Here is a 23,891-nt window from a genome sequence, read left to right as displayed (position 1 = left end):
AAGTAAACTTTCATACACTAATTAAGAATTTATTACAGAAAGCAAGGGATCAGATTTTGTATAGAGCAGCTATTCCAAACTTATTTACGCTCGGAAATTTATATAGCGGATTTTTATCAATCGGCTATGCATCTTTAGGATATTATAAATCAGCTGCTATTTTAGTACTTATCGGGATGATGTTAGATAGTCTTGATGGTCGTGTTGCTCGTTTATTACGTGTTGATTCACAAATGGGAAAAGAGCTCGACTCGCTTGCAGATGTCGTAACATTTGGTGCAGCACCAGCTGTTTTAATGTATTACACATCTTTCTCAAACTACGGAATCATCGGATTATACATAGCGGGATTATTCCCTCTTTTCGGAGCATATCGTTTAGCACGATTTAATGTAACACCATCTTCTACTTCAATGAAATATTTCACTGGAGTACCGATTACAGCAGCGGGAGGGCTTGTTGCTTTCTTAACATTATTTTCACATACCATTCCAAAAATCGTTCTTATTACCGTATTTGTAACGTTCGCATTTTTAATGGTGAGCCGCATTCGTATCCCAAGTTTAAAAGATGTACCAATTCCACGATATAGCATCATTATTACACTATTTTTAGTTGGAATCATTATTACAATGTATCAAACAGGATTTGGAAATTTTTCTGTTTTCTTATTCATTGCCATTCCACTATATATTTTGTACATGTTATCTCAATTCATTAGACAAAGACCGTCTAAAAAAGCGAATAAAGAAAAATAAGAAAACCTTCCGAGTCCGGAAGGTTTCTTTTTATTTTGTAACTAATACCTTTTGATTTACAGGTGTTACTGGCTCTTCGCCGTTTAATATAGCTAAAATATTTCTGACAGCCATTTCAGCCATCGCATCACGAGTTTCAAATGTTGCATTCCCTACGTGTGGAGCAAGTACTACATTCTTTAATTCTTTTAGCTCTTCTGTAATTTTCGGTTCAAATTCAAACACGTCAAGAGCTGCTCCTTCAATTTCATTCGTTTTTAATGCATGAGCAAGTGCTGCTTCATTCATAATTGGTCCACGTGAAGCATTTACAATATACGCTGTTTTCTTCATCATTTTAAACTGTTCTTCATCAATCATATGATGTAATTTTGGATTATAAGCACAGTTAATTGTAATAAAGTCTGCTGTTTGTAATAATTCTTCCAACGTCACATACGTTGCTCCCAGTTCACTTTCAGCTTCAAACTTACGATTTGGCCCTGTATATAAAACATCCATTCCAAATGCTTTCGCACGTTTTGCAACAGCCTTCCCGATTTCTCCAAGACCTATAATTCCGATTGTCTTACCATGGACTTCTCGTCCTAAGAAAAATAACGGTGCCCATCCGTTAAATCCAGTCGTACGACATAACGTATCCCCTTCAGGAATTCTACGCGCCGCTGCTAAAAGAAGTGCAAATGTTAATTCTGCAGTCGCTTCCGTTGATACTTTCGGTGTATTCGTAACTGCAATTCCTTTTTCACCCGCATACGTGTAATCAATATTGTCGTAACCAGCACCATAGTTTGCAACAATCTTTAAATGAGGCGCTGCATCAATAACTTCTTTTGGCACCTTTGTCGAAAGTAAACTTAACAATGCATCTTTATCTTTTACACGCTCTGTTAATTCATCTATAGAAATTAACTCCTCTTTATCGTACATTTCTACATCATGATCTTTTAATAGTTCTAATCCAATTTCCGGAATTTTTCCTGCTACTAATATTTTTGCCACTACTAACACCTCTTCTATAGAAAATAAGATATCTCTTATATTTCATTGTAAGAAATCCACATATAAAAACCAAGGAATTTGATTATAGTTTTAAAAATCGACACTTTTCCATGAAAAAAGAGGAGATGCAACTCTCCCCTTTTCTTACACTTTTTCCTGCGATTCTTTTCCAAGCTTCACATCAATAGTTCCTTCTGCAACCGTATCGCTAATTTGCTCCTCAATAACCGATTGAGATGCAGCATTCGTTTCAGAAGTATAAGCTTGTTGCTGTGTACCTTGTACATTTTGTTTATTTTGTTGTTTCGCCATTTCTTACCCTCCTTTTCATTCTTTCTTATTTTGAACAAAAAGGACGGTTTTCATCAAAAAATTGCGTTTCATTTTGAATTTGTTACTTCTTCTTCAAGCGACCTCATTACTCTTGCTCGCTTCGTAAATGTTGCAACCTGAGTAACACCGTGAGCTAGTAATGTTTGTACATTTTCTTGTACATAATTCCCTAAATCATTTGGATAATGGGCATCCGAAGAAATCGTAATTGGAACACCATACTTAGCTAATACTTGTAAATATAGTGGACTTGGGCACATTTCACGAACAGGATAACGATAGTATAATCCTGCATTTATTTCTGTTGCCGTATTCGTTTCTACTAACGCACAGGCAATTTCCTCATAATAAGAAAGCTGTTCATTCTCATCCAATCGATAATTAAATACCTTTATATTATCAAGATGAGCGATAATATCAAATAACTCAGTACGAATCGCACTCTCAACTGTTTTAAAAAACATATCATATAATGCGCGTAGGTCATGCTTCTCAAAATATTCTTTCGTATCTGGATTATCGAATCCCCAGCCATTTAGAAAATGAACGGAACCAATTATATAATCAAAGTCTCCTAGCGCTAATAATTCTTTTAACTCTCCTTCACAACCAATAAAATAATCCGCTTCAATTCCAAGTTTAAGTGTGACACCTCTTTTACTCCATCGTTCTTTCGCCTCTTCAATGACCTTTGTAAAATCATACAGTGAAACTACCCTTACTTGATCTAACCATTCCTTCTGTATACGACCGAGCTTAGAATCACTAATATCTACATATTTTTCATAATATCCTTTCGCTTCATGAAAACGATATAAATGATCAACAATCCCAACTTCTGTTATACCTTTTCGCACAGCTTCTTCTAAATAGAGGTCCATCCATTCTGTTGTAAATGGCCCTTCCTTCACACGCTTTTGCAAACGCTCTTGTGTTTTCATAAGCCAATCAATAGAATGCCTTTCTTGAAGCGGTTCATAACATTCCAGCGCTTCATTTATTTTAGCAAGCCATCCTATTGAATACGGTCCTTCTTCTAAGTGAAGATGATAATCTACTTTCATATACATTCCCCCTTATAATGTATCTATTTCCCTTCTATCCCCAACTCTCGAAAGCTTTCCATTTCGTTCTTTCACCTCTCGCATGACATCTTCCAATGTAATATTTTTTTCAGCTAATAAAACGAAACAGTGATAAAATACATCAACCATTTCTTTCACTACTTCTTCTTTATCATTATTTTTACATGCGATAATTACTTCAGCACACTCTTCACCAATTTTCTTTAAAATTTTATCTTCTCCTTTTGAAAATAAATAATTTGTATACGATTCAGGAAGTGGGCTTTCCTTTCGTTCTTCAATTGTTTTATACAGCAACTTAAAGGCATTTTCCATATGTATCCCCCTATAGAATTTGATAGTGAAAACATGTCTTCTCTCCCGTATGACAAGCAGGTCCTACTTGTTTCACATTCACAACAATTGAATCTTGATCACAATCTAAATATAAAGATTGCACATATTGAACATTCCCTGATGTTTCCCCCTTATTCCATAACGACTGCCTCGAACGAGAATAAAACCATGTTCTTTTCGTCTCTAACGTTTTTTCATATGCTTCTTCATTCATATAAGCTAGCATTAAAACTTCTTTCGTACCTTCTTCGATGACAATTGCTGGTATTAATCCTTTTGAAAAATTAGGTTTCATAACCGCACCTCAACATTTGCATCTCTTAATTTTCGCTTTACACTCTGCACTGTCGCCTCACCATAATGAAAGATGGATGCCGCTAACGCTGCATCAACTGTTGTCTTTTGAAAAACTTCTATAATGTGATCCGTATGACCACAGCCCCCTGATGCGATGACTGGAATGGAAACACTTTTTGAAATTTCTTCTGTTAAACGAAGGTCATATCCGCTTTTCGTTCCATCTGCATCCATACTCGTTAACAAAATTTCACCTGCCCCAAGTTTAACAACACGCTTCGCCCATTCTATGGCATCCATTCCTGTGTCAACTCTTCCGCCGTTGACATATACGTTCCATTTACCTTCTGCTACTTTTCTAGCATCAATTGCCACGACAATACATTGTGATCCAAAGTGTTCTGCCCCTTCTTCTATTAACTTCGGGTTTCGCACTGCCGCTGAGTTTATTGAAACTTTGTCTGCTCCAGCTCTTAGTAAATTGTACATATCTTTCACACTTGAAATCCCCCCGCCAACCGTAAGAGGAATAAATACTTTAGCTGCTGTTTTTTCTACAACATCTATAATCGTTTTTCTTCCTTCATGAGTCGCCGTAATATCTAAAAATACGATTTCATCTGCCCCTGCCTCGTTATATGCTTCAGCTATTTCAACCGGATCACCGACATCTTGTAATCCTATAAAATTTACACCCTTTACGACTCTCCCTTCTTTCACATCTAGACATGGAATAATTCGTTTCGCTAACATAACTTCGTTACCTGTAACACTTCTTCTAAATCAATCGTTTTTTCGTAAAGCGCCTTTCCAATTATGACACCATATATATTCATATCATTTAACTTTTTCACATCTTGAATAGATGCCACTCCTCCAGAGGCGATGAGACGAATGCCCACACTTTTTTGAAGTATCGCTAATTGTTCAAAATTTGGACCTGCAAGCGTTCCGTCTTTCGAAATGTCTGTAAACACAATCGTTTGAACACCTAAACTTTCCATTTGTTTCGCTAAACTAACGTAAGAAATTTCAGACAGATCAAGCCACCCTCTCGTTGCTACGAAACCATTTTTCGCATCAATTCCAACAATGATTTTCTCTTTATATAGACGAACTGCTTCCTCTAAAAATGACTTATTATAAAGAGCTGCTGTTCCTAAAATCACTTTTTCTACACCTGCTGACAATAACTTCTCCACCGCTTTAAGTGAACGAATTCCTCCTCCCACTTGCACAGGAATACGTACCGCCTTGCAGATTTTTTCAATGACGGGCAAATTTAACGACTCGCCAGCAATTGCACCATCTAAATCAACAATGTGTAGTATTTCCGCTCCAAGCTTTTCAAATATGATCGCCTGCGCTACCGGATCTTCATTCATCACCGTTTCTTTACTAAACTCTCCTTGATAAAGTCTAACGCATCGCCCTTCTTTTAAATCGATAGCTGGGAAGATTTCCATGCTTCTACCACTCCTTGAAAATTTTTTAATATTTGCATGCCAATTTCGCCACTTTTTTCTGGATGAAACTGTGCACCAAATACATTTCCTTTCGCGACAAACCCTGGTACTTGCATTCCATAATCACTTACTCCGCATACAATTTCATCTGGACAATCCGCGTAATATGAGTGAACATAATACACGAAAGAACCATCCACTAATCCATTCCAAAGCGAAAATTCTCTTTCCTTCCTTAATTCATTCCATCCCATATGAGGAATTTTATACGAAACTTTTAACTTACGAATTTCACCTGGTAGTAAACCTAACCCGCTACAATCTTTTAGTTCCTCACTTCGTTCAAATAAAAGTTGCATGCCCAAACATATACCGAGGAGTGGTTTTCCTATGTCACAAACTTCTTTTAGTACACACACTAAATCTCTTTCTTCTAATACATCCATCGCTTTCGGAAATGCACCTACTCCCGGTAGAATCACGCCATCGCTTCTCAATATCTCTTCTTTATCACTCGTTACAATGTACTCTGCCCCAATATATTTTAATGCTTGCTCTACACTGCGAATATTCCCCATTCCATAATCTATAATGGCAATCAATTACAACATCCCTTTCGTTGAATTTACACCAGTAATGTTGGCATTTTTTTCGACCGCTTCTCTAAGCGCTCTACCAAAAGCTTTAAATAATGCTTCAATTTTGTGATGTGTATTACTTCCGTATAGAACGCGCGCATGTAATGTAATATTGGCAGCATGTGCGACTGCTCTAAAAAATTCTTCCGTCAATTCTGTATCAAAATCCCCGAGCTTCGGATTTGTTAATTCCCCTTGAAATACACAATATGAGCGTCCACTTATATCAATTGCGACAAATCCTAAAGATTCATCCATCGGTACATACGCAGAACCGTAACGATTAATTCCCTCTTTGTTTTGCAATGCTCCTTTCAAGCAATTTCCGAGTACAATTCCAACATCTTCAACGGTGTGATGTGCATCGACAAATACATCACCTTCTGCTTCAACTTGCAATCCAAATCTTCCATGTCTAGCAAATAAAGTCAGCATATGATCGAAAAAACCAACCCCCGTTTGAATAGATACACTCGTACTTTCATCAAGCTGCAAATTTAATTTAATTTTTGTTTCTGTCGTCTCACGTACTTGACTGGACTGACGCATTATTTTTCCTCCTCAAACCTTATTTGGATTGCTCTCGCATGTGCATGTAACCCTTCTTTATTTGCAAGCTCTACAATATGATGCTGTACATTTTTTAATGCTTCCTCTGTATAAGAAATAAAACTTGATTTTTTCACGAAATCATCGACTGATAACGGAGAAAAAAATCTTGCCGTTCCGCTCGTTGGTAATACATGATTCGGTCCCGCCAAATAATCCCCGAGCGGTTCAGGTGCATATGGCCCAAGGAAAATAGAGCCTGCATGTTTCACATAATCTAGAGCATTCATTGGTTCTTTTATATGTAACTCTAAATGTTCTGGAGCAATTTCATTTGATAACTTTAGTGCCTCCTTTAAAGAAGGAACGATAAAGATGGCTCCATTTCTATTTATCGATTCACGTGCAATTTCACTTCTTGGCAACGTTTCTAACTGTCTTTCTACCTCTTTTTCTACTTCTTTAGCTAGTTCCATATTCGTTGTAATACAAATCGCCGTTGCTCTCTCATCATGCTCCGCTTGCGATAATAAATCCGCTGCGATATATTTTGCATTACCTGTTTCATCCGCGACAACTACAATTTCTGATGGACCAGCAATCATATCGATATTTACTATTCCGTATACTTCTCGTTTCGCTAGAGCGACGTACAAATTTCCCGGTCCAACTATTTTATCCACTTTCGGAATCGATTCCGTCCCGTATGCTAAAGCAGCAATTGCTTGCGCGCCACCTATCGTATAAATTTCATCTACCCCCGCAAGATTTGCAGCAGCTAATATGTGAGAATTAATTCCTCCTTTACTCGGCGGTGTTACCATTACAATCTTTTTCACACCTGCGAGTTTCGCCGGCAATACATTCATTAATACTGAAGAAGGATATGAGGCTGTCCCACCCGGTACATATACACCTACATTTTCTAACTGCCGAATGAGCTGCCCTCTAATTATGCCTTTACTTTCACAATCGAATATTGAGTACTTCTTTTGCTTTTCGTGATACGAAACAATGTTTTTCTTCGCCTCTTTTAAAGCTTCTAAAAATGAATTCTCTACAAACATACTCGCTTGCTGTATTTCTTCTTCACTTACACGAAAATCTTTCATCTCTACACCATCAAACTTTTTTGTATAGAAAGATAAAGCCTCATCTTTCCCTTCCCTTACATTTCTAATGATTTTTCTTACACTTCTTTGAACAGTTTCTTCTATTATATTAGCGTTTTCTCTTAGCACTTTTATTTTAGATAATGCCTCCTTAAAATCTTCATAAATGATTTCCATTTTAAGTCCTCCTATTTCCCTGATAAGATTTCTTGCTCCATCATATTTATAATACTGAATATTTCGTCTTTTTTAGTTTTTAAGGCTGCCTTATTTACGATCATCCGAGCCGATATAAAGTGCATTTCCTCAAATACAATGAGTCCATTCTCTTGTAATGTTTTTCCTGTTTCAACAATATCTACAATCGCATCTGCCAATCCAAGAAGAGGAGCAATTTCTACAGAACCTTCTATTTTAATAATTTCTACATCCTCTCCCTTATCATGAAAATAAGTAGAAGTAATATGTGGGTATTTCGTAGCGATTCTTTTCTTCCGGTAACTCTTCGGATTATACGTAGGAATAGAAGCAACACAAAACTTACAAATCCCCACTCCTAAATCCAGCATTTCATAAATATCTTTCTCGTTTTCCATTAAAATATCTTTTCCAACGATGCCAATATCAGCTACCCCATGTTCTACATAAGTAGCAACATCAACCGCTTTTACTAAAATAAATGAAACATTTGTATTTTTACTTTGAAATACAAGCTTCCGACCTTTATTTTTGAGCTCGGAACAATCAATTCCAATCTGCTCAAAAAGTGGAATGACATGTTTTTCTAATCTTCCTTTCGTTAACGCAATTTGAATGTTACGCATGAAGCCTCTCCCTCTTTCTGGACTACCCATTTCTCATTCCATACATATTCCACTAAGTATTCATTCTTTGCCTCAACGACCGTTCCTATTTTATTTTTTCTTGCAAATTGAAAGGTATCGCTTAAATTAGAGAATAGAGATAACCAAGCATTTTTCCCATCCTTTCGAAGTAAATTTCGTAGCCTTTCTGCTTCCGCTAATCTATTTAACTCATAATAAATCACAATATCAATTTGATTTCGTTCATATGGTTCTTGCTGCTCTTGCAGCGCCTTCACAATTTGATTTACTTGTACCGCGAGTCCAACAGCTGGCAGCATTTCTCCAAAATTCCCAATTAGCTCATCGTATCTTCCGCCACTAACGATTTCTTCTCCAATTTCATATATATATCCTTTGAAAATAACACCCGTATAGTAATCTAAGTGTTGAATCATGCCCAAATCAATTGATATGTAAGAACCATATCCTAACATTTCAATTGTTTCATACATTTCTTTTACTCTTGCAATTGCCATTTTCATTTCATTACTTGAAGCAAGCTTTTCTGCTTCCTCAATAACTTCTAAATTTCCAAATAGCCTTGGTAATTTCTCAAGTAATCTTACTGTCTCATCGCATCGATCTAATTTCTTTTCTCTGATAAAATTTGAGAGGGCAGCATAATTTTTACTTTCTATATACGTTCTAAGTACCCTTTCTTCTTCATCCTGGATGGAGAGTTTTTTTATAATACATTTATATAACTGGACTTGCCCAATCTCAATTGTAAAAGATTGCACCTTCAACTTTTGAAGTGCTTGAATGACACTTATTACACATTCAATTTCAGCTCTTACATTATCAATCCCAATAACTTCAATACCACTTTGTACGATTTCATTATATTTTCCAGAATGGGATTCATTCGCTCGAAATACATTCCCGCTATACGTCACTTTAAGTGGCGTATCCCATCTCTGTGTTCCAATAACTCTCGCTAAAGGAATTGTCATATCTGGACGTAAAACGATAATCCTTCCCTTTTCATCAAAAAATTTATACATCTTCTCTTCATCTATCGGTCTATTTTGAAATGCAAAAACATCATAAAATTCAATTGTAGGTGTTCTTATTTCCTCATAACCTCTCTCTAAAAAAGTAAGCCTTAATTTTTGCTCCACTTCTTCAATTAACGTACATTCTTCGAATAAATAATCTCTCGTTCCATTCGGGTTTGCCCGTTTCCATTTTGTCATTTGAATTTTCACACCTTTCCCCTTCTAATGTATGCCTATTTCATTCACCTAAGCCGAAAATAAAAAGAGCCTTGTAGACAAAATACCTACAAGGCTCTTCAGTAGAGTGTAGGTACAACGGGAATAACCCTTGTACCTACACGTTTTCACGCTAGGTTCAAGGGTTTCATGTATGATGATGTAGTTGTGTAAGCATTGTAATAGATTGCACGATATTCATAATACTTACTCCCTTTCTCCTCTGATTTTCACATAGTATATAACAGTTCATTTTGAATGTAAATATATTTTTAATATTCCGTCACTTTTTTTAATGTAAAGCCACTTTTCTTTCATACTCTTTTATTTCTTTTTCATATTGCATTGTAATACTAATTTCATCTAAACCATTTAATAACTTCTCTTTCCACATTTTCTCGATTGTAAAATGGAATCTATGCGTATTCGTTGTCATTATTTCATTTTCTAAATCAACTATGATTTGTTCCCTCGCATCTGTTTTAGCAAGTTGTTCACGCATATCTTTATCCATTACAATCGGTAACATGCCATTCTTCATACAATTCATATAAAAGATATCGGCAAATCCTCCAGCGATAATAACGCGGAAACCATAATCAGCAAGCGCCCACGGAGCATGTTCTCTAGACGAGCCACATCCAAAATTATCACCTGTGATTAATATGCTGGCTCCTTTTCTTTCTTGTGCATTCAGCGGGAAATTAGGGTTTTCTTGGCGATTATTATCATATCGCCACTCATCAAATAAAAACTTTCCAAACCCAGTTCTTTCAATTCTCTTTAAATATTGCTTCGGAATAATTTGATCTGTATCAATGTTATCATTCATCAGTACTGCGGCAGTACCTTTATGAATACGAAATGGCTCCATCATAACTCTCCTTTCTAATATCAACAAAATGACCATATAACGCAGCCGCTGCCGCCATTGCCGGGCTAACTAAATGCGTTCGTGCTCCCTTTCCTTGTCTTCCTTCAAAATTGCGATTTGACGTAGAGGCACAATGTTCTCCTTCAGGCACTTGATCTGGATTCATACCTAGACACATTGAGCATCCAGGCTCTCTCCATTCAAATCCAGCTTCTTCAAATATGCGATGTAATCCTTTATGCATCGCCGCTTCTCTTACCCTTTGAGATCCAGGTACAACAAGTGCTCGCACACCTTCTTTTACTTTTTTACCTTTCACGACAGATGCAGCAATTTCTAAGTCAGAAAGCCTGGAATTTGTACAAGATCCAATGAAAACATGTTGAACTGGAATGTCATACGTACTTTGTCCGGGACTCAATCCCATATAAGAAAACGCTCTTTCGTCATTTGCATCATGCTTTTCTGGCAATTCCTCATCGATCCGAACACCCATACTAGGATTTGTTCCCCACGTAACGTACGGCGCTAAATCCGCAACATCTACTAGAATATGTAAATCATAAACTGCATCTAAATCTGTATAAAGTTCTGACCATTTTTTCTTAATAGATTCATAGTCTTTCGGTGCATATTTACGCCCTTTTACGTAAGCAACTGTTTTTTCATCTGGTGCAATAATGCCAGCCTTTGCTCCCCCTTCAATTGCCATATTGCAAAGCGTCATCCTCTCTTCCATATCCATAGCATGAATGGCCTCTCCGTAAAATTCCATTACGTAACCTGTTCCAACTGCTACTCCGTACTTTGAAAGAAGGTGTAAAATAATATCTTTCGCATAAACACCTTGCGGTAACTTTCCTTTTAACTCAATGCCCATCGCTTTCGGCTTTCGTTGCCATAACGTTTGCGTTGCCAATACATGTTCCACTTCACTCGTACCAATACCAAACGCTAGTGCGCCAAAAGCACCGTGTGTTGCTGTATGACTATCACCACAAACAATCGTTTTTCCTGGCTGTGTGAGTCCAAGTTCTGGTCCTATAACATGAACAATCCCTTGCTCTTCATCTCCGATATCCGCTAATGGCACCTGAAATTGTTTACAGTTTTCCCGAAGTGTATCTAGTTGCTGCTTCGCAATGCGGTCGGTAATATTCCAAACATCTTTCGTTGGAATATTATGATCCATCGTTGCAAATGTTAAATCTGGTCTGCGGACTGTTCGATTTGTAAGCCGCAAGCCTTCAAAGGCTTGCGGTGACGTTACTTCATGAACAAGATGTAGATCGATATATAATAAATCCAATCCATTTTCATTAGTCGCAACTACATGTCTTTCCCAAAGCTTATCTAGTAACCTTTTCGCCATTATCTTCCTCTCCCTACTAACGCTTGCTCTTCCATTTCTTGAATAACTGCCTTTGTAAATGAAGTTGTCGTTTCAGTCCCCCCGATATCTGCTGTACATTTTCCTGATTTAAGGACTGCAGAAACTGCTTCTTCAATTGCATAGCCTTCTCTCGTTAATCCGAACGATTGCCCAAGCAGCATTGCAACAGAACGCATCATCGCAATTGGATTTGCCTTATTTTTCCCCGCAATATCCGGTGCTGATCCGTGAATAGGCTCGTATAATGAAGGCCCCTTTTCAGCGTGACTTGCTGATGGAAGCATTCCTAATGATCCAGCTAATACTGAAGCCTCATCACTTAAAATATCACCAAATAAATTTTCCGTTACAATAACGTCAAATCTTCCTGGATTCCGAATTAATTCCATAGCTGCTGCATCTACTAAAATGTGTTCTACTTCCACATTCGGGTAGCGAAGTGCTACTTCTTCTGTCACAGTTCTCCATAATTTACTAGACTCTAAAACATTCGCTTTATCAATAGATGTTACTTTTTTCTTCCGCTTATTCGCTAATTGAAAAGCATACGAAACGATACGTTCAATTTCATGGCGATGATACGTAAGTGTATCTGTCGCCACTTCTTCCGTTCGCTCTTTCGGATAAGAAAAATAAATTCCGCCTGTTAATTCACGAACGACAACGAAATCAATTTCATCAGCGTTTTTTAATGGTGATAAATGTGCAGTTGCACTTTCTACCGTTACAGGGCGAACATTCGCAAATACACCGAGTCCTTTTCTTAATGCTAATAATCCTTTCTCAGGCCTTTCTTTCGCACTATCCCACCTTGGTCCACCTACTGCTCCAAGCAAAACCGCATCACTCGCTAAACAGGCGGCAAGTGTTCGCTGTGGTAATGGTTGCCCAGTTAAATCGATAGCGACACCACCAAAATACTCATCTTGCAAATGAAAATGATGTCCATATAGCCTTTCTACCATATGCAATACTTCCTTCGCACTTTCCATTACTTCTGGACCAACACCATCACCAGCTAAACAAACGATACGTTTTTCCATTTTTAACACTCCTTTTAACAGAATTTTCAGAACTTTAATTTGATAGGTGAGGAAAGCTTCTCTCACCTATCAAATATTTATTTCACAAGCGCTATAAGAGATTTTAATTTCCCTGCTGCATGGACATAAGCTCTCGCCGACGCTTCCAATACGTCTTGCGCAACTCCGAAACCTGATATTTGGTGACTACCTTCTTTTAATTCAACATGAACATGAGCAAGTGCATCTTGACCTTGTGTAATAGATTGTATGCGATAATCCGCCAATTCACATTCTAATCCTAAAATTCTTTGGATTGCATTATAAATCGCTTCAATACTACCAGAGCCAGTAGCTGCATCTTCATATACATTTCCTTCCTCATCTTTTAGTACAACTGTCGCGCATTGTGTACTATTTGATACGAAATGTACTTGTAATTGCGTAATGTTATATTGCTGGGCTGCAAATGCTGCTTCACCAAGCATAAGTGCGCGTAAATCTTCTTCAGTAATTTCCTTTTTACGATCAGCTAATTTTTTAAATGCTTCAAATACTGTATCCCGCTCTTCGTTTGTAAATTCATAGCCAAGTTCTTTCATTTTTTCTGTAAACGCATGACGCCCAGAATGTTTTCCAAGTACAAATAGGTTTTGAGATTCGCCTACTAGTGCTGGTTCAATAATTTCATATGTTGTCACTTCTTTTAATACACCATCTTGATGAATTCCTGATTCATGAGCGAATGCATTCGCTCCAACAATCGCTTTATTTTTCGGCACCACCATACCTGTTAATCTGCTTACTAATGTACTCGTCGCCTTAATTTCTTTTAAAGTCATCGAAGGCTCTGCTTTATAGAAATCTTTTCTAATATGAAGAGCAACTGCGACTTCTTCTAACGCCGCATTCCCTGCTCTTTCTCCAATGCCATTAATCGTTCCTTCTACTTGCAGTGCTCCCCCTTCAACTGCGGCTAGCGAATTTGCTACTGCCATCCCAAGATCATCGTGACAATGACAAGAAAAAATTGCTTTTTCATATGAAGGAACGGATTCTTGTAAGTATTTAAAAAGAGAATAATACTCTTCCGGATTCGTATATCCAACTGTATCCGGAATATTAATTACATTCGCTCCTGCGCGAATCGCAATTTCTACTGCTTCAGCTAAAAATGCTCTCGATGTTCTTGTCGCATCTTCTGCAGAAAATTGTACTGTCGGAAATAATGATTTCCCGAGCGTAACCGAGCGATGAATACTATTTAACACATCTTCTTTTGACATACAAAGTTTATATTTCATATGAATATCACTCGTAGCTAGAAATACGTGTAGACGAGGAGACACAGCACCTTTCACAGCTTCATATGCTCTTCGAATGTCACTTTCTTTCGCTCTAGCTAAACTCATAACCGTAGCATTTTGAATTGTATTCGCAATGCGCTTTACCGATTGGAAGTCTCCTTCGGAAGCTGCCGCGAATCCAGTTTCCATTACATGAATACCAAGCCTCTCTAATTGTCTAGCAATTTGTAATTTCTCTTGTTCATTTAAATTCACTCCTGGTGATTGTTCGCCATCACGTAGCGTCGTATCCATGAACAAAATCTTCTTCATATTATTTAATCCCTACCTTTACTCGCGGCTGTACGAAAGGCATCATTTCACGTAATTTACGTCCAACTACTTCGATTTCATGTTCATTCTCTTTCTCATTTGTCGCATGGAAATTCGGTCTTCCTGCTTTATGCTCTGCAATCCAACCTCTTGCAAATGTACCATCTTGAATTTCTGCTAGCACTGTACCCATCGCTTTCTTCGTATCTTCAGTAACAACGCGTGGTCCTGATACGAAGTCTCCCCACTGCGCTGTATCTGAAACTGAATATCTCATATTTTCAAGTCCACCTTCGTACATAAGGTCAACGATTAGCTTCAGTTCATGTAAACATTCAAAATATGCAAGTTCAGGCTGATACCCCGCATCAACTAACGTTTCAAACCCTGCTTTTACAAGTGCAGTCACTCCGCCGCAAAGCACAGCTTGCTCTCCAAATAAATCTGTTTCTGTTTCTTCTTTAAACGTCGTTTCTAGTACACCAGCTCTCGTTGCTCCAATTCCGTCAGCATAAGAAAGTGCTTTTTCAGTCGCAACTCCTGTTGCATCTTGATATACTGCAAATAATGCAGGAACAGCCCCTCCCTCGGCGAACGTACGGCGTACGAGATGCCCCGGTCCTTTTGGCGCTACTAGAAATACATCTACATTAGCTGGTGGTTTTACTTGATCAAAGTGAACATTAAATCCATGTGCGAACACTAGAGAGTTTCCAGCCTGTAAATTTGGTGCAATTTCAGCTTCATATACTTCTGGTTGTAATTCATCAGGCAGTAGAATCATTACTACATCAGCTTTTTCCGCTGCTTCTGCTACTGTATATACAGAAAACCCATCTTCATTCGCTTTATCCCAAGACTTACCCTTTCTTAAACCTACTACTACATCAAATCCGTTATCACGTAAATTTTGCGCATGCGCATGACCTTGCGAGCCATATCCGATGATTGCTACTTTCTTTTCTTTTAATACATTTACTGTTACATCTTTCTCATAATAAACTTTTGCCATTTTCATTTCCCCCTATATTTAAATGATTATTGGATTAACATAACTTGCTTATCTTGTTTTTTCATACTACGCGTAAAGGCTGTTACACCTGTTCTTGCAATTTCTTTCAAACCGTATGGACGAAGTAATTCAATTAACGCTTCTACTTTTTCCTGAGTACCTGTTACTTGCACAACTATGGAATCCTTCCCAACATCTATTACAGCGGCTCGAAACGGTTCAATTAAACTGTATAATTCAGCTCTTGCTACTGAAGTCGCTACTTTAATAAGTGCAAGTTCTCTTGCAATCATCGCTTCTTCTGTAATATCTGATACTTTCAAAACATCAATTTGCTTATGAAGTTGTTTAATTAACTGCTCGACTTGCTGTTCACTTTCAACGTGTACAACAATCGTCATCCGCGATATGTCAGATGATTCCGTATGACCTACTGAAATACTTTCAATATTAAAATGTCTTCGTGTCATAACCCCTGTAATTCGGTTTAACACACCACTTTGATTTCGAACTGTCGCTGTAACAATTCTCTTCACCCTTTTTCCACTCCCTCCATTTGGTGAACACCTTTTCCTGGTGCAACCATCGGCATAACCTTCTCTGATTGAAGTACACGACAATCAATTACGACTGGCTCTTGTAATTCAATTGCATGCTGGATTTGCTTCTTTGCAAGAAGTGGATTGTCAATACGAACACCTTTTATGCCATATGCATTCGCAAGAGCGACGAAATCTGGTTGGCATGGCAATAAAGAGTGCGAATATCTTTGGTTGTAAAATTCATCTTGCCATTGTCTTACCATTCCTAAAGCTTCATTATTTAAAATAAATACTTTAACAGGTAAAGCGTGTTCTTTTAATACACTTAATTCTTGCAGAGTCATTTGAAACCCAGCATCACCAACAATTGCAATAACTAATTCTTCAGGCTTTGCAATTTGCGCACCGATTGCTGCTGGAAATCCGAACCCCATCGTTCCTAATCCGCCAGAAGTTACCCATTTATCTGGATTTTTCAGCGGATAATATTGTGCTGCCCACATTTGGTGTTGCCCAACGTCTGTTGTTACAATCGCTTCTCCCTTCGTAATTTCATATAGCATATCAATCGCATATTGAGGTTTAATACGTTGAGAATTTCGTTTATAAGAGAATGGATATTTTTCTTTTCTACTCTTTAATAAAAAGAGCCATTCATGATGATTTTCTTTCTTTCCTTCTGATTGAAGCAATACTTCTAACGCCTGCTTAGCACTTGCAACAATAGGAATCTCTGTTGGCACATTTTTCCCGATTTCTGCTGGATCAATATCGATATGTGCAACAGTCGCCCCTTTAGCAAAAAAAGCTAAATTTCCAGTAAGACGATCATCAAATCTCGCGCCTATATTAATGAGTAAGTCGCATTCATATAATGCCATATTGGCTGTATAAGAACCGTGCATTCCCCCCATCCCTAGAAATAGTTCATCATCTGGCGGAAAACCACCAAGTCCAAGTAATGTATGCACAACAGGGATTTCATATTTACGAGCAAAACTTGTCAATTCTTTCGACGCTTTCGCGTGCAATATACCCGCTCCAGCTAAAATTAACGGTTTTTTTGCGGTTTCAATTACTTGTAGTAATTTGTTTATTTGAAGTAGATTCGGTTCATAATTAGGGTTATATCCTGGTAAATCCATTTGTACATTGCTACATCGCTCACCTTTCTCGACTACCATATCTTTCGGAAGGTCAATAACGACTGGTCCTGGTCTTCCTGTTTTAGCAATATGAAATGCTTCTTTAATAATCCGAGGTAAATCTGAGGCCTTTCGCACTTGATAGTTATGTTTTGTCACTGGCATCGTAAGTCCCATAATATCTGCCTCTTGAAAAGCATCGCTCCCAATTAACGTTGTTGCTACTTGGCCTGTAAATACTACAAGTGGCAATGAATCAATCATCGCATCAGCTAGACCCGTAATTACATTTGTAGCACCTGGTCCACTCGTTGCAATTACAACCCCTGGATTCCCTGTAATTCTGGCATACCCTTCAGCAGCGTGAATCGCCCCTTGCTCATGCCTTGTTAAAATATGTGGAATTTCACAATCATACAATGCATCATAGAGAGGTAAAACGGCACCACCCGGATAACCGAAAATCACTTCTACGCCTTCCTTTTCTAGCGCTTCTAACAATAGCTGTGCACCAGTTGCCAGTTTCTCTTCCGTTTTTGAAGACATTGTTCTTATAAGCCCCCTTTTTCAAACTTTTATACAATAAAAAAACCCTACGTCCACACTCCAGCTATGTGCTGAAGGGACGAAAGATTTCGCGGTACCACCCTTCTTTGCAAGAATACTCTTGCCTCAGTGATCCATAAATGGATCTAGCTAATAACGGAGCTACCGTCTAAGCCTAGACAAATGCTTTAGCTTAGCACTCAAGGGCGATGTTCGTCGACGTGAACCATCGGTTTTCAGCAACCACCGACTCTCTGTGAGGCTTCACAATCAACTACTCCTCCCTATCAACGCTTTCTTATGTTAAAAAAGTTGTTATCCAACTTTGTTTTCTTCGTAAATTTTCTCTCCATCTTCTACAACTAACTTACGAAACTCTTCTAATAAACGGTTCGTATGTGGACCTGTTTGCCCTAAGCCAATCGTTCTACCATCTACTGTCGTAACAGCAATAACTTCAGCAGCTGTTCCTGTTAAAAACACCTCATCAGCTACATATACATCATGTCTTGTAAATAACTCTTCTCTTACGTCATATCCAAGTTTTTCACCAATTTCTAAAATGGCGTTTCGTGTAATACCTTCTAACGCTCCAGCAGAACTTGGTGGTGTAATTAATTTATTTCCTTTAACAATAAACACGTTATCTCCTGATCCTTCAGCTACATATCCTTGATCATTTAACATAAGTGCTTCTTGTACTCCAGCTAATTTCGCTTCAATACGAACTAAAATATTGTTTAAGTAATTTAAAGATTTTACTTGAGGGGATAAAACATCGGGACGATTTCGGCGCGTTGCAACTGTTACAACTGGAATCCCTTTCTCATAATATTCTTGTGGGAATAAAGATAATTGTTCTGCAATTACTACTACATTCGGCTTCTTACATGAATCGGGATCCAATCCAAGATTTCCTGCTCCTCTTGATACAACAAGTCGAATGTATCCATTAGATAATTTATTTTGTTGAATTGTCTCAACAACAATATTTGTTACTTCATCTAATGAATATGGAATTTCTAAAAGGATTGATTTTGCTGATTCATACAACCGGACAAGATGCTCTCTCAAACGGAAAACATTACCGCTATAAACTCTAATTCCTTCAAATACTCCATCGCCATATAAATAGCCATGATCATATACTGAAACTTTTGCTTCATCTTTTGGAACAAATTCTCCATTTAAGAAAATCCATTGCTCATTCACTAGAAGCGCCTCCTATGTTCTATGAATTTTTTATTGTTTCCTAGTTTACTCTCCTTTCTAAATAAATCAAGTGAATTTTTGGAAAATTTATAATTTTTAATCGTACGTACTTCTTTAATTATATTGATTTAACAACATTGTTAACGTTTACAAAAAGTCAAAAAATTTTTTCCGCCAATTTCCACTAAAAAAATATTTGTTTAAAAGAAGGATTTTCATCAATTGATACGAATCTATTGTATTCAATAAACGGACATCCGATTTTATAAATCCGGGAATATATAACGACTTTTGGTGAAAAAGGGGGAAAATAACAAAAATAGCGCTGTCTAAAAATAACATTCATATTTTTCATTTCGTAATCATAATCCTATTTTTAAAAAACAATTTGTCAAAATAAAGGAGGAAATAAATATGGCGTGTGTACAAATTAAAGGAACGAGACAAGAGGTAGTAGAAATGCTGCAATTATTTGATCTAATGGATACGAAAGGTTTTTGTAAATTCGATAATTACGTAGAGGTAGAACCAAATACGAAAGAACATAATCATTTTATTGCTTCAATTGACATCCATTCAAATACTTCTTCAGCACAAGATACATTAAACGACCAATTCGTTAGTCAAATGCTTACTGGCGTATATAACGACTAAACAAAGATTTACTTCCTACCGTCTTTTCATAAATATATGCAGTGAACTTGAGCATACTAGCAATTAGATGGTAGGAGGTGAGAATTATGGCTAGAATTGGCGTTGAAAACTCATTAACAGACGTTCAACAAGCTCTTCAGCAACAAGGTCATGAAGTTGTTACACTTAACTCAGAACAGGATGCACAAGGGTGCGATTGTTGTGTGGTAACTGGGCAAGATTCCAATATGATGGGCATTGCAGATGCATCAATTAAAGGATCAGTCATTACAGCTCACGGTTTAACAACGGATGAAATTTGTCAACAAGTTGAAAGTCGCACTTAAAAAATGAAAGAGGACTCCTTTTAAAAGGAGTCCTCTTTTTTATATTCACCTAACGGGAAAGTAACATATACTGGATGAAAGCCCTACCTCTCTCTCATCATTACGGTTCCACTGACCGCTCCTTGATTCACTAGTATACATATATAGCTTACAAATACAATTTATAGGGTTTGTTCACAAAAGTTGTTGATAAAATTACCCGATCTTTCGCAAACTTTTCGTATTGCATTCATAAGAAATATTTACTCTACACTAGCTGTAACCGAGACACGAATTAAAATTTTAACACCAATACAATAACTTGTCAACATTTTTCTGCAAATTAAAAACAGACAGTAACGGTTTGTCTGTTTTAGAATGGAGCTTTTTCTTTTATTACATATACAACAAAGCCGCTTACTAACATAAATAAGCCAACTACTAAGTTTTTAATATTAATCATAAAGTCCTCTCCCTTATTCCATACATCATATATATTTACATTTCAATTATTCCGATCATCCTAAAGCGCACTTTTTCTAATATATCATAATTCCTAAAAAATGCAAGTTCACTTTTGACGACCATTTACAAATTTATCTACAGTGCTTGGTACAGTATTTAAAGCCTTTTCAATTAAATGTGTACTACTGTTGAGATGTAATACTTGCACCCCATTAGAACCAACTACTAAAAAAGCCACTGGACTAATGGAAACCCCAGCCCCGCTTCCTCCTCCAAATGGATGCCCTTGCTTGTTCTCTTTATGCTGATTTTGCCCACCGTTATGTTTTTCAGTAATGAAATCCCCTTTAAAATCACTTCCACCAGCTCCAAAACCAAAAGCCACTTGAGATACTGTTAATACTACATTTCCGTCAGCTGTTGAAACCGGACTCCCAACAATCGTATTTACATCTACCATCTCTTTTAAATTTGTCATTGCCGTTTTCATTAAATTTTCAATTGGATGTTCCATTATGTATTGCACCCTTTCCTCATTATTCCTTTTTATACTTTCCAAAATAGAGGAAGTCATACTAACTTTTCCTATTTCAAGAAAACATTTTCCTCCTTTTAAAAGATACTACTCCCTGTACATGCTCCGGTATAGTGAAACTTTAATCAGTGGGGGGGTGTTTATCCCCCACTGATTATTAGCCCTAACCAATCGGGCTTTTACGGGCAGCCCAATCCCCACCTAACTTTTTTTGCTTTCGCTGAATTTTGAGATGGGGTCTTACTACCCGTTAATGCGGGATAAAAAAGAAAAAGAGATACATACTACTATTGAACCTTGTTATGAAAGGAGTCATGACTTTGACTGAGAAATTTGATGATTATAAAAGAAGAGATAGAATAGATAGTGATTATAAGGAAGAGTACGCCGCTGAAGTTGCACCACAACGCATTGATTATAATTACGATGATAAAGACGATAAAGATGCTGTAAAATCTTCCGCTGCTGGATCAACTGCTGGTTTTATTGCTCTTGCGCTATCTATCTTATCACTATTTACATTCCCAACACTATTTGGTCTTGTTTCTGTTTTACTCGGTATTTACGCTTATAACCGCGGAGCTACTGTAACTGGGGGTATCGCTGCAGTTGTTGGTGGGATTGCTGCACTTATTGCAATTTTATTCCGAGTAGCACTAATTGGTTTACTGTTCTCTCTGTTCTAAAAAAGAAAAAGGTATCTCGCTTAACGTGGGATACCTTATCCTGTAAACACATCTTCCGATGGATATTTTATTTTTTGTTTTGCTGGTCGCGCTAAAGAGAACACAAGTGTTAATGGTCCAATCAATCCGCAAAACATAACAAACATAATAATACATTTTCCGAATGCCGATAGCTTTGCAGTAATTCCCATCGTTAATCCGACTGTGCCAAACGCTGATATCGTCTCAAATAATAATTGAATAAAGCTGAAGTTTTCTGTCAGCATTAATATAAATACCGCTGCAAAAATAAGTATTTGACTGGCAACAGCAATGGCTAATGCTCTCGTTACTGTTGACATTTTTATCGTACGCTGAAATAATACGATTTCCTCTTTTTTTCTAAAGAAAGAAAGGACAGATGTAATTAAGATAACAAACGTCGTTAATTTAATTCCTCCACCTGTCGATACACTTCCTGCACCAATAAACATCAAAATCATCGTAAATAATATAGATGATTCTTCCATTCCCCCGTAGTCAACTGTATTAAATCCAGCAGTACGAGGAGTTATACCTTGAAAGAAAGAAGCCCATAACTTTTCATTTAAAGGTAAATTCCCTAACGTCTTCACATTATTATATTCCAATACAAAAATAACAATCATCGCTATAACATTTAGCACTACTGTTCCAATAATCATGATTTTCGAATGAAGCGATAATTTTCGAAAACTACGGCTATACCACATATCAATTAATACGGTAAAACCGAGTCCCCCTATTACAATTAAAGAGCAAATCCCAATATTAATAATGGGATCCCCTACATATCTTGTTAAATTATCTGGCCATAAAGCAAAGCCTGCATTATTATAAGATGCAATTACATGAAAAATACTATAGTATAAACCTTTTCCAAAACCAAACTCTGGAATAAAGCGAAACGATAAAAAGATGACCCCAATAAGTTCAATACAAATCGAAAATATAAAGACACGCTTTACTAATTTTACAAGACCACCTATATTTGTTTGATTAAATGCTTCTCCAATTAACAAACGATGACGTAATCCGATTTTTTTACCTAGTACCCAAACAATTAAAATGGCAATTGTCATAAGACCTAGACCACCTGTTTGAATTAAAAACATAATAACAATTTCGCCAAACATCGTAAATGTACTTGCTGTATCCACTACTCCTAAACCAGTTACGGTCGCTGCTGACGTTGCTGTAAAGAAAGCATCTACCCAACTAATATGTACTTTCGTTGCGAATGGTAATTTTAATAACAAACCGCCAACCACAATTAAGCAGAAAAAACCTAATGCTAATATTTGTGGTGGGTTTAATCGTATAAGACGATTATAAAGTCCTTGTTTTTTTGTTATGTCCATATCACTAACTCCCTTATTAAAGTGAAGCTTTCCCCTCATAAATAAAAAGCTTTTTAAAAGCCCTTAAATAACTGGGACAAACCTTATATTCTCATAATATAGTTGAGCATAATCCTTTTTTTTATAGATTACAACTTTTATTTATATTCAGATTCCTTTTTCGTTTTATGCTGGAAAACTATATCCTAGCTCAATATTGCTAGCAATAACAATTTCATATGTACTATTTTTCAAATCCCCATATCTTTCACTCTATGTTCACGCAGAGATCACATCCACCTTTTATAGTATATGTATCGAAGCTGTTCCTCCCTAATTTATAAGACATTCCCCAGTGTCTTTGAATAGCTTCCATCCCTAATTAAATTAACATAAATTGTCCCCTTCCTTGACCATCTTATATGTGATGGTCTTATTTTTTGTTTGCTCTATCTTTTATTCCGCTATTTGTGGGCAATAAACGCCCGATTGGTTAAGGCTAATAATTAACAGGGGATGAACAAAAAACACTCATTAAATTTTCATTTTATTTAAAACTCCCTCTCTCTTTCACCCTATGTTCACACAGAGGTCACATCTACCTTTTATAGTATATGTATCGAAGTTGTTCCTCCCTAATTTATAAGACATTCCCCAGTGTCTTTGAACAGCTTCCATCCCTAATTAAATTGACATAAATTGTCCCCTTCCTTGACCATCTTATAAATGATGGTCTTATTTTTTTGTCTTTCTATCTTTTATTTAAAACTCCCTCTCTCTTTCACCCTATGTTCACACAGAGGTCACATCTACCTTTTATAGTATATGTATCGAAGTTGTTCCTCCCTAATTTATAAGACATTCCCC

General features: G+C 37.0%; 27 protein-coding genes and 1 other annotated feature. Of the genes, 4 read left to right on the top strand and 23 right to left on the bottom strand.

Annotation, left to right across the window (positions count from 1 at the left end):
* Positions 1-56: 56 nt before the first annotated feature.
* Positions 57-758: a CDP-diacylglycerol--serine O-phosphatidyltransferase gene (gene pssA, locus MR143_RS00135; protein WP_000285417.1), complete on the top strand. Its 702-nt coding sequence runs from the start codon at positions 57-59 to the stop codon at positions 756-758.
* 30 nt (positions 759-788) lie between these two features.
* On the opposite strand, the gene MR143_RS00130 is transcribed toward pssA, so the two are convergent.
* From MR143_RS00130 to ilvE, 20 genes are all read right to left on the bottom strand, one after another.
* Complete coding sequence (locus tag MR143_RS00130; RefSeq protein ID WP_001062832.1) at positions 789-1,760, bottom strand: NAD(P)-dependent oxidoreductase; 972 nt, start codon at positions 1,758-1,760, stop codon at positions 789-791.
* A gap of 144 nt (positions 1,761-1,904) precedes the next feature.
* Positions 1,905-2,072, bottom strand: a complete 168-nt coding sequence (locus tag MR143_RS00125; RefSeq protein WP_001118887.1) for a YozQ family protein — start codon at positions 2,070-2,072, stop codon at positions 1,905-1,907.
* A 68-nt stretch (positions 2,073-2,140) separates the two neighbouring features.
* Positions 2,141-3,157, bottom strand: a complete 1,017-nt coding sequence (locus tag MR143_RS00120) for a histidinol phosphate phosphatase domain-containing protein (protein WP_000861842.1) — start codon at positions 3,155-3,157, stop codon at positions 2,141-2,143.
* Positions 3,158-3,169: 12 nt separating this feature from the next.
* Positions 3,170-3,493, bottom strand: coding sequence for a phosphoribosyl-ATP diphosphatase (hisE, locus tag MR143_RS00115; protein ID WP_000426357.1), 324 nt, complete (start codon positions 3,491-3,493; stop codon positions 3,170-3,172).
* Positions 3,494-3,503: 10 nt separating this feature from the next.
* The gene (hisI, locus tag MR143_RS00110) at positions 3,504-3,809 is read right to left on the bottom strand and encodes a phosphoribosyl-AMP cyclohydrolase (protein WP_000803965.1); all 306 of its coding nucleotides are present in this window, start codon (positions 3,807-3,809) and stop codon (positions 3,504-3,506) included.
* The gene (gene hisF, locus MR143_RS00105) at positions 3,806-4,564 is read right to left on the bottom strand and encodes an imidazoleglycerol phosphate synthase cyclase subunit (RefSeq protein WP_000880109.1); all 759 of its coding nucleotides are present in this window, start codon (positions 4,562-4,564) and stop codon (positions 3,806-3,808) included. Before hisF ends, hisI begins: the two co-directional genes overlap by 4 nt.
* Positions 4,558-5,277, bottom strand: coding sequence for a 1-(5-phosphoribosyl)-5-[(5-phosphoribosylamino)methylideneamino]imidazole-4-carboxamide isomerase (hisA, locus tag MR143_RS00100; RefSeq protein ID WP_000402292.1), 720 nt, complete (start codon positions 5,275-5,277; stop codon positions 4,558-4,560). The genes hisF and hisA overlap by 7 nt, the downstream gene beginning before the upstream one ends.
* Positions 5,250-5,879, bottom strand: coding sequence for an imidazole glycerol phosphate synthase subunit HisH (gene hisH, locus MR143_RS00095; protein WP_000560354.1), 630 nt, complete (start codon positions 5,877-5,879; stop codon positions 5,250-5,252). The genes hisA and hisH overlap by 28 nt, the downstream gene beginning before the upstream one ends.
* Positions 5,880-6,464: an imidazoleglycerol-phosphate dehydratase HisB gene (gene hisB / locus MR143_RS00090; RefSeq protein WP_001249955.1), complete on the bottom strand. Its 585-nt coding sequence runs from the start codon at positions 6,462-6,464 to the stop codon at positions 5,880-5,882.
* Positions 6,464-7,753: a histidinol dehydrogenase gene (hisD, locus tag MR143_RS00085; protein WP_199718208.1), complete on the bottom strand. Its 1,290-nt coding sequence runs from the start codon at positions 7,751-7,753 to the stop codon at positions 6,464-6,466. The genes hisB and hisD overlap by 1 nt, the downstream gene beginning before the upstream one ends.
* An 11-nt stretch (positions 7,754-7,764) precedes the next feature.
* The gene (hisG, locus tag MR143_RS00080; protein WP_001244491.1) at positions 7,765-8,400 is read right to left on the bottom strand and encodes an ATP phosphoribosyltransferase; all 636 of its coding nucleotides are present in this window, start codon (positions 8,398-8,400) and stop codon (positions 7,765-7,767) included.
* Positions 8,376-9,638 (bottom strand): ATP phosphoribosyltransferase regulatory subunit, encoded by a 1,263-nt coding sequence (locus MR143_RS00075; RefSeq protein WP_242280613.1) that lies wholly within the window; start codon positions 9,636-9,638, stop codon positions 8,376-8,378. Before MR143_RS00075 ends, hisG begins: the two co-directional genes overlap by 25 nt.
* Positions 9,639-9,948: 310 nt before the next feature.
* On the bottom strand, positions 9,949-10,530 hold the full coding sequence (gene leuD, locus MR143_RS00070; protein WP_000433184.1) for a 3-isopropylmalate dehydratase small subunit: 582 nt from the start codon (positions 10,528-10,530) through the stop codon (positions 9,949-9,951).
* On the bottom strand, positions 10,508-11,902 hold the full coding sequence (leuC, locus tag MR143_RS00065; RefSeq protein ID WP_001129215.1) for a 3-isopropylmalate dehydratase large subunit: 1,395 nt from the start codon (positions 11,900-11,902) through the stop codon (positions 10,508-10,510). Before leuC ends, leuD begins: the two co-directional genes overlap by 23 nt.
* Positions 11,902-12,966, bottom strand: coding sequence for a 3-isopropylmalate dehydrogenase (leuB, locus tag MR143_RS00060; protein WP_000415382.1), 1,065 nt, complete (start codon positions 12,964-12,966; stop codon positions 11,902-11,904). The genes leuC and leuB overlap by 1 nt, the downstream gene beginning before the upstream one ends.
* 77 nt (positions 12,967-13,043) lie before the next feature.
* Positions 13,044-14,564, bottom strand: coding sequence for a 2-isopropylmalate synthase (gene leuA / locus MR143_RS00055; protein WP_242280587.1), 1,521 nt, complete (start codon positions 14,562-14,564; stop codon positions 13,044-13,046).
* A 1-nt stretch (position 14,565) separates the two neighbouring features.
* Positions 14,566-15,576, bottom strand: a complete 1,011-nt coding sequence (gene ilvC, locus MR143_RS00050) for a ketol-acid reductoisomerase (protein WP_001151743.1) — start codon at positions 15,574-15,576, stop codon at positions 14,566-14,568.
* Between the two features lie 26 nt (positions 15,577-15,602).
* Positions 15,603-16,112, bottom strand: a complete 510-nt coding sequence (ilvN, locus tag MR143_RS00045; protein WP_000822953.1) for an acetolactate synthase small subunit — start codon at positions 16,110-16,112, stop codon at positions 15,603-15,605.
* Positions 16,109-17,809, bottom strand: coding sequence for an acetolactate synthase large subunit (ilvB, locus tag MR143_RS00040; protein WP_000095836.1), 1,701 nt, complete (start codon positions 17,807-17,809; stop codon positions 16,109-16,111). Before ilvB ends, ilvN begins: the two co-directional genes overlap by 4 nt.
* Positions 17,810-17,881: 72 nt before the next feature.
* Positions 17,882-18,109 (bottom strand) — a binding site (T-box leader).
* Between the two features lie 15 nt (positions 18,110-18,124).
* Positions 18,125-19,021, bottom strand: coding sequence for a branched-chain-amino-acid transaminase (gene ilvE, locus MR143_RS00035; RefSeq protein ID WP_001005480.1), 897 nt, complete (start codon positions 19,019-19,021; stop codon positions 18,125-18,127).
* A gap of 414 nt (positions 19,022-19,435) precedes the next feature.
* Between ilvE and MR143_RS00030 the strand changes: the two genes are divergently transcribed.
* Both MR143_RS00030 and MR143_RS00025 read left to right on the top strand, forming a co-directional pair.
* Positions 19,436-19,675 carry a DUF3911 family protein gene (locus MR143_RS00030; protein WP_000752512.1) on the top strand — a complete coding sequence of 80 codons (240 nt, stop codon included), beginning with the start codon at positions 19,436-19,438 and terminating at the stop codon, positions 19,673-19,675.
* Positions 19,676-19,761: 86 nt separating this feature from the next.
* Positions 19,762-20,001 (top strand): YkuS family protein, encoded by a 240-nt coding sequence (locus MR143_RS00025; protein ID WP_000101018.1) that lies wholly within the window; start codon positions 19,762-19,764, stop codon positions 19,999-20,001.
* A gap of 352 nt (positions 20,002-20,353) precedes the next feature.
* On the opposite strand, the gene MR143_RS00020 is transcribed toward MR143_RS00025, so the two are convergent.
* Together MR143_RS00020 and ytfJ are read right to left on the bottom strand one after the other, a co-directional pair.
* Positions 20,354-20,443: a hypothetical protein gene (locus tag MR143_RS00020; protein WP_000608227.1), complete on the bottom strand. Its 90-nt coding sequence runs from the start codon at positions 20,441-20,443 to the stop codon at positions 20,354-20,356.
* Between the two features lie 108 nt (positions 20,444-20,551).
* Positions 20,552-21,019, bottom strand: coding sequence for a GerW family sporulation protein (gene ytfJ / locus MR143_RS00015; protein ID WP_000204241.1), 468 nt, complete (start codon positions 21,017-21,019; stop codon positions 20,552-20,554).
* Between the two features lie 281 nt (positions 21,020-21,300).
* On the opposite strand from ytfJ, the gene MR143_RS00010 reads away from it, so the two are divergent.
* Positions 21,301-21,666, top strand: coding sequence for a hypothetical protein (locus MR143_RS00010; RefSeq protein WP_000136544.1), 366 nt, complete (start codon positions 21,301-21,303; stop codon positions 21,664-21,666).
* Positions 21,667-21,701: 35 nt separating this feature from the next.
* Here the strand turns inward: MR143_RS00010 and MR143_RS00005 are convergent, their stop codons facing one another.
* A complete protein-coding gene (locus tag MR143_RS00005; RefSeq protein WP_000355549.1) occupies positions 21,702-23,045 on the bottom strand; it encodes a TrkH family potassium uptake protein in 1,344 nt (447 codons plus the stop codon).
* Positions 23,046-23,891: the final 846 nt, after the last annotated feature.

Origin of the sequence: Bacillus cereus group sp. BfR-BA-01347, assembly GCF_022663835.1 — a bacterium.
Classification (GTDB): domain Bacteria; phylum Bacillota; class Bacilli; order Bacillales; family Bacillaceae_G; genus Bacillus_A; species Bacillus_A thuringiensis_K.
This window is presented reverse-complemented; position numbering and strand designations above follow the sequence as displayed.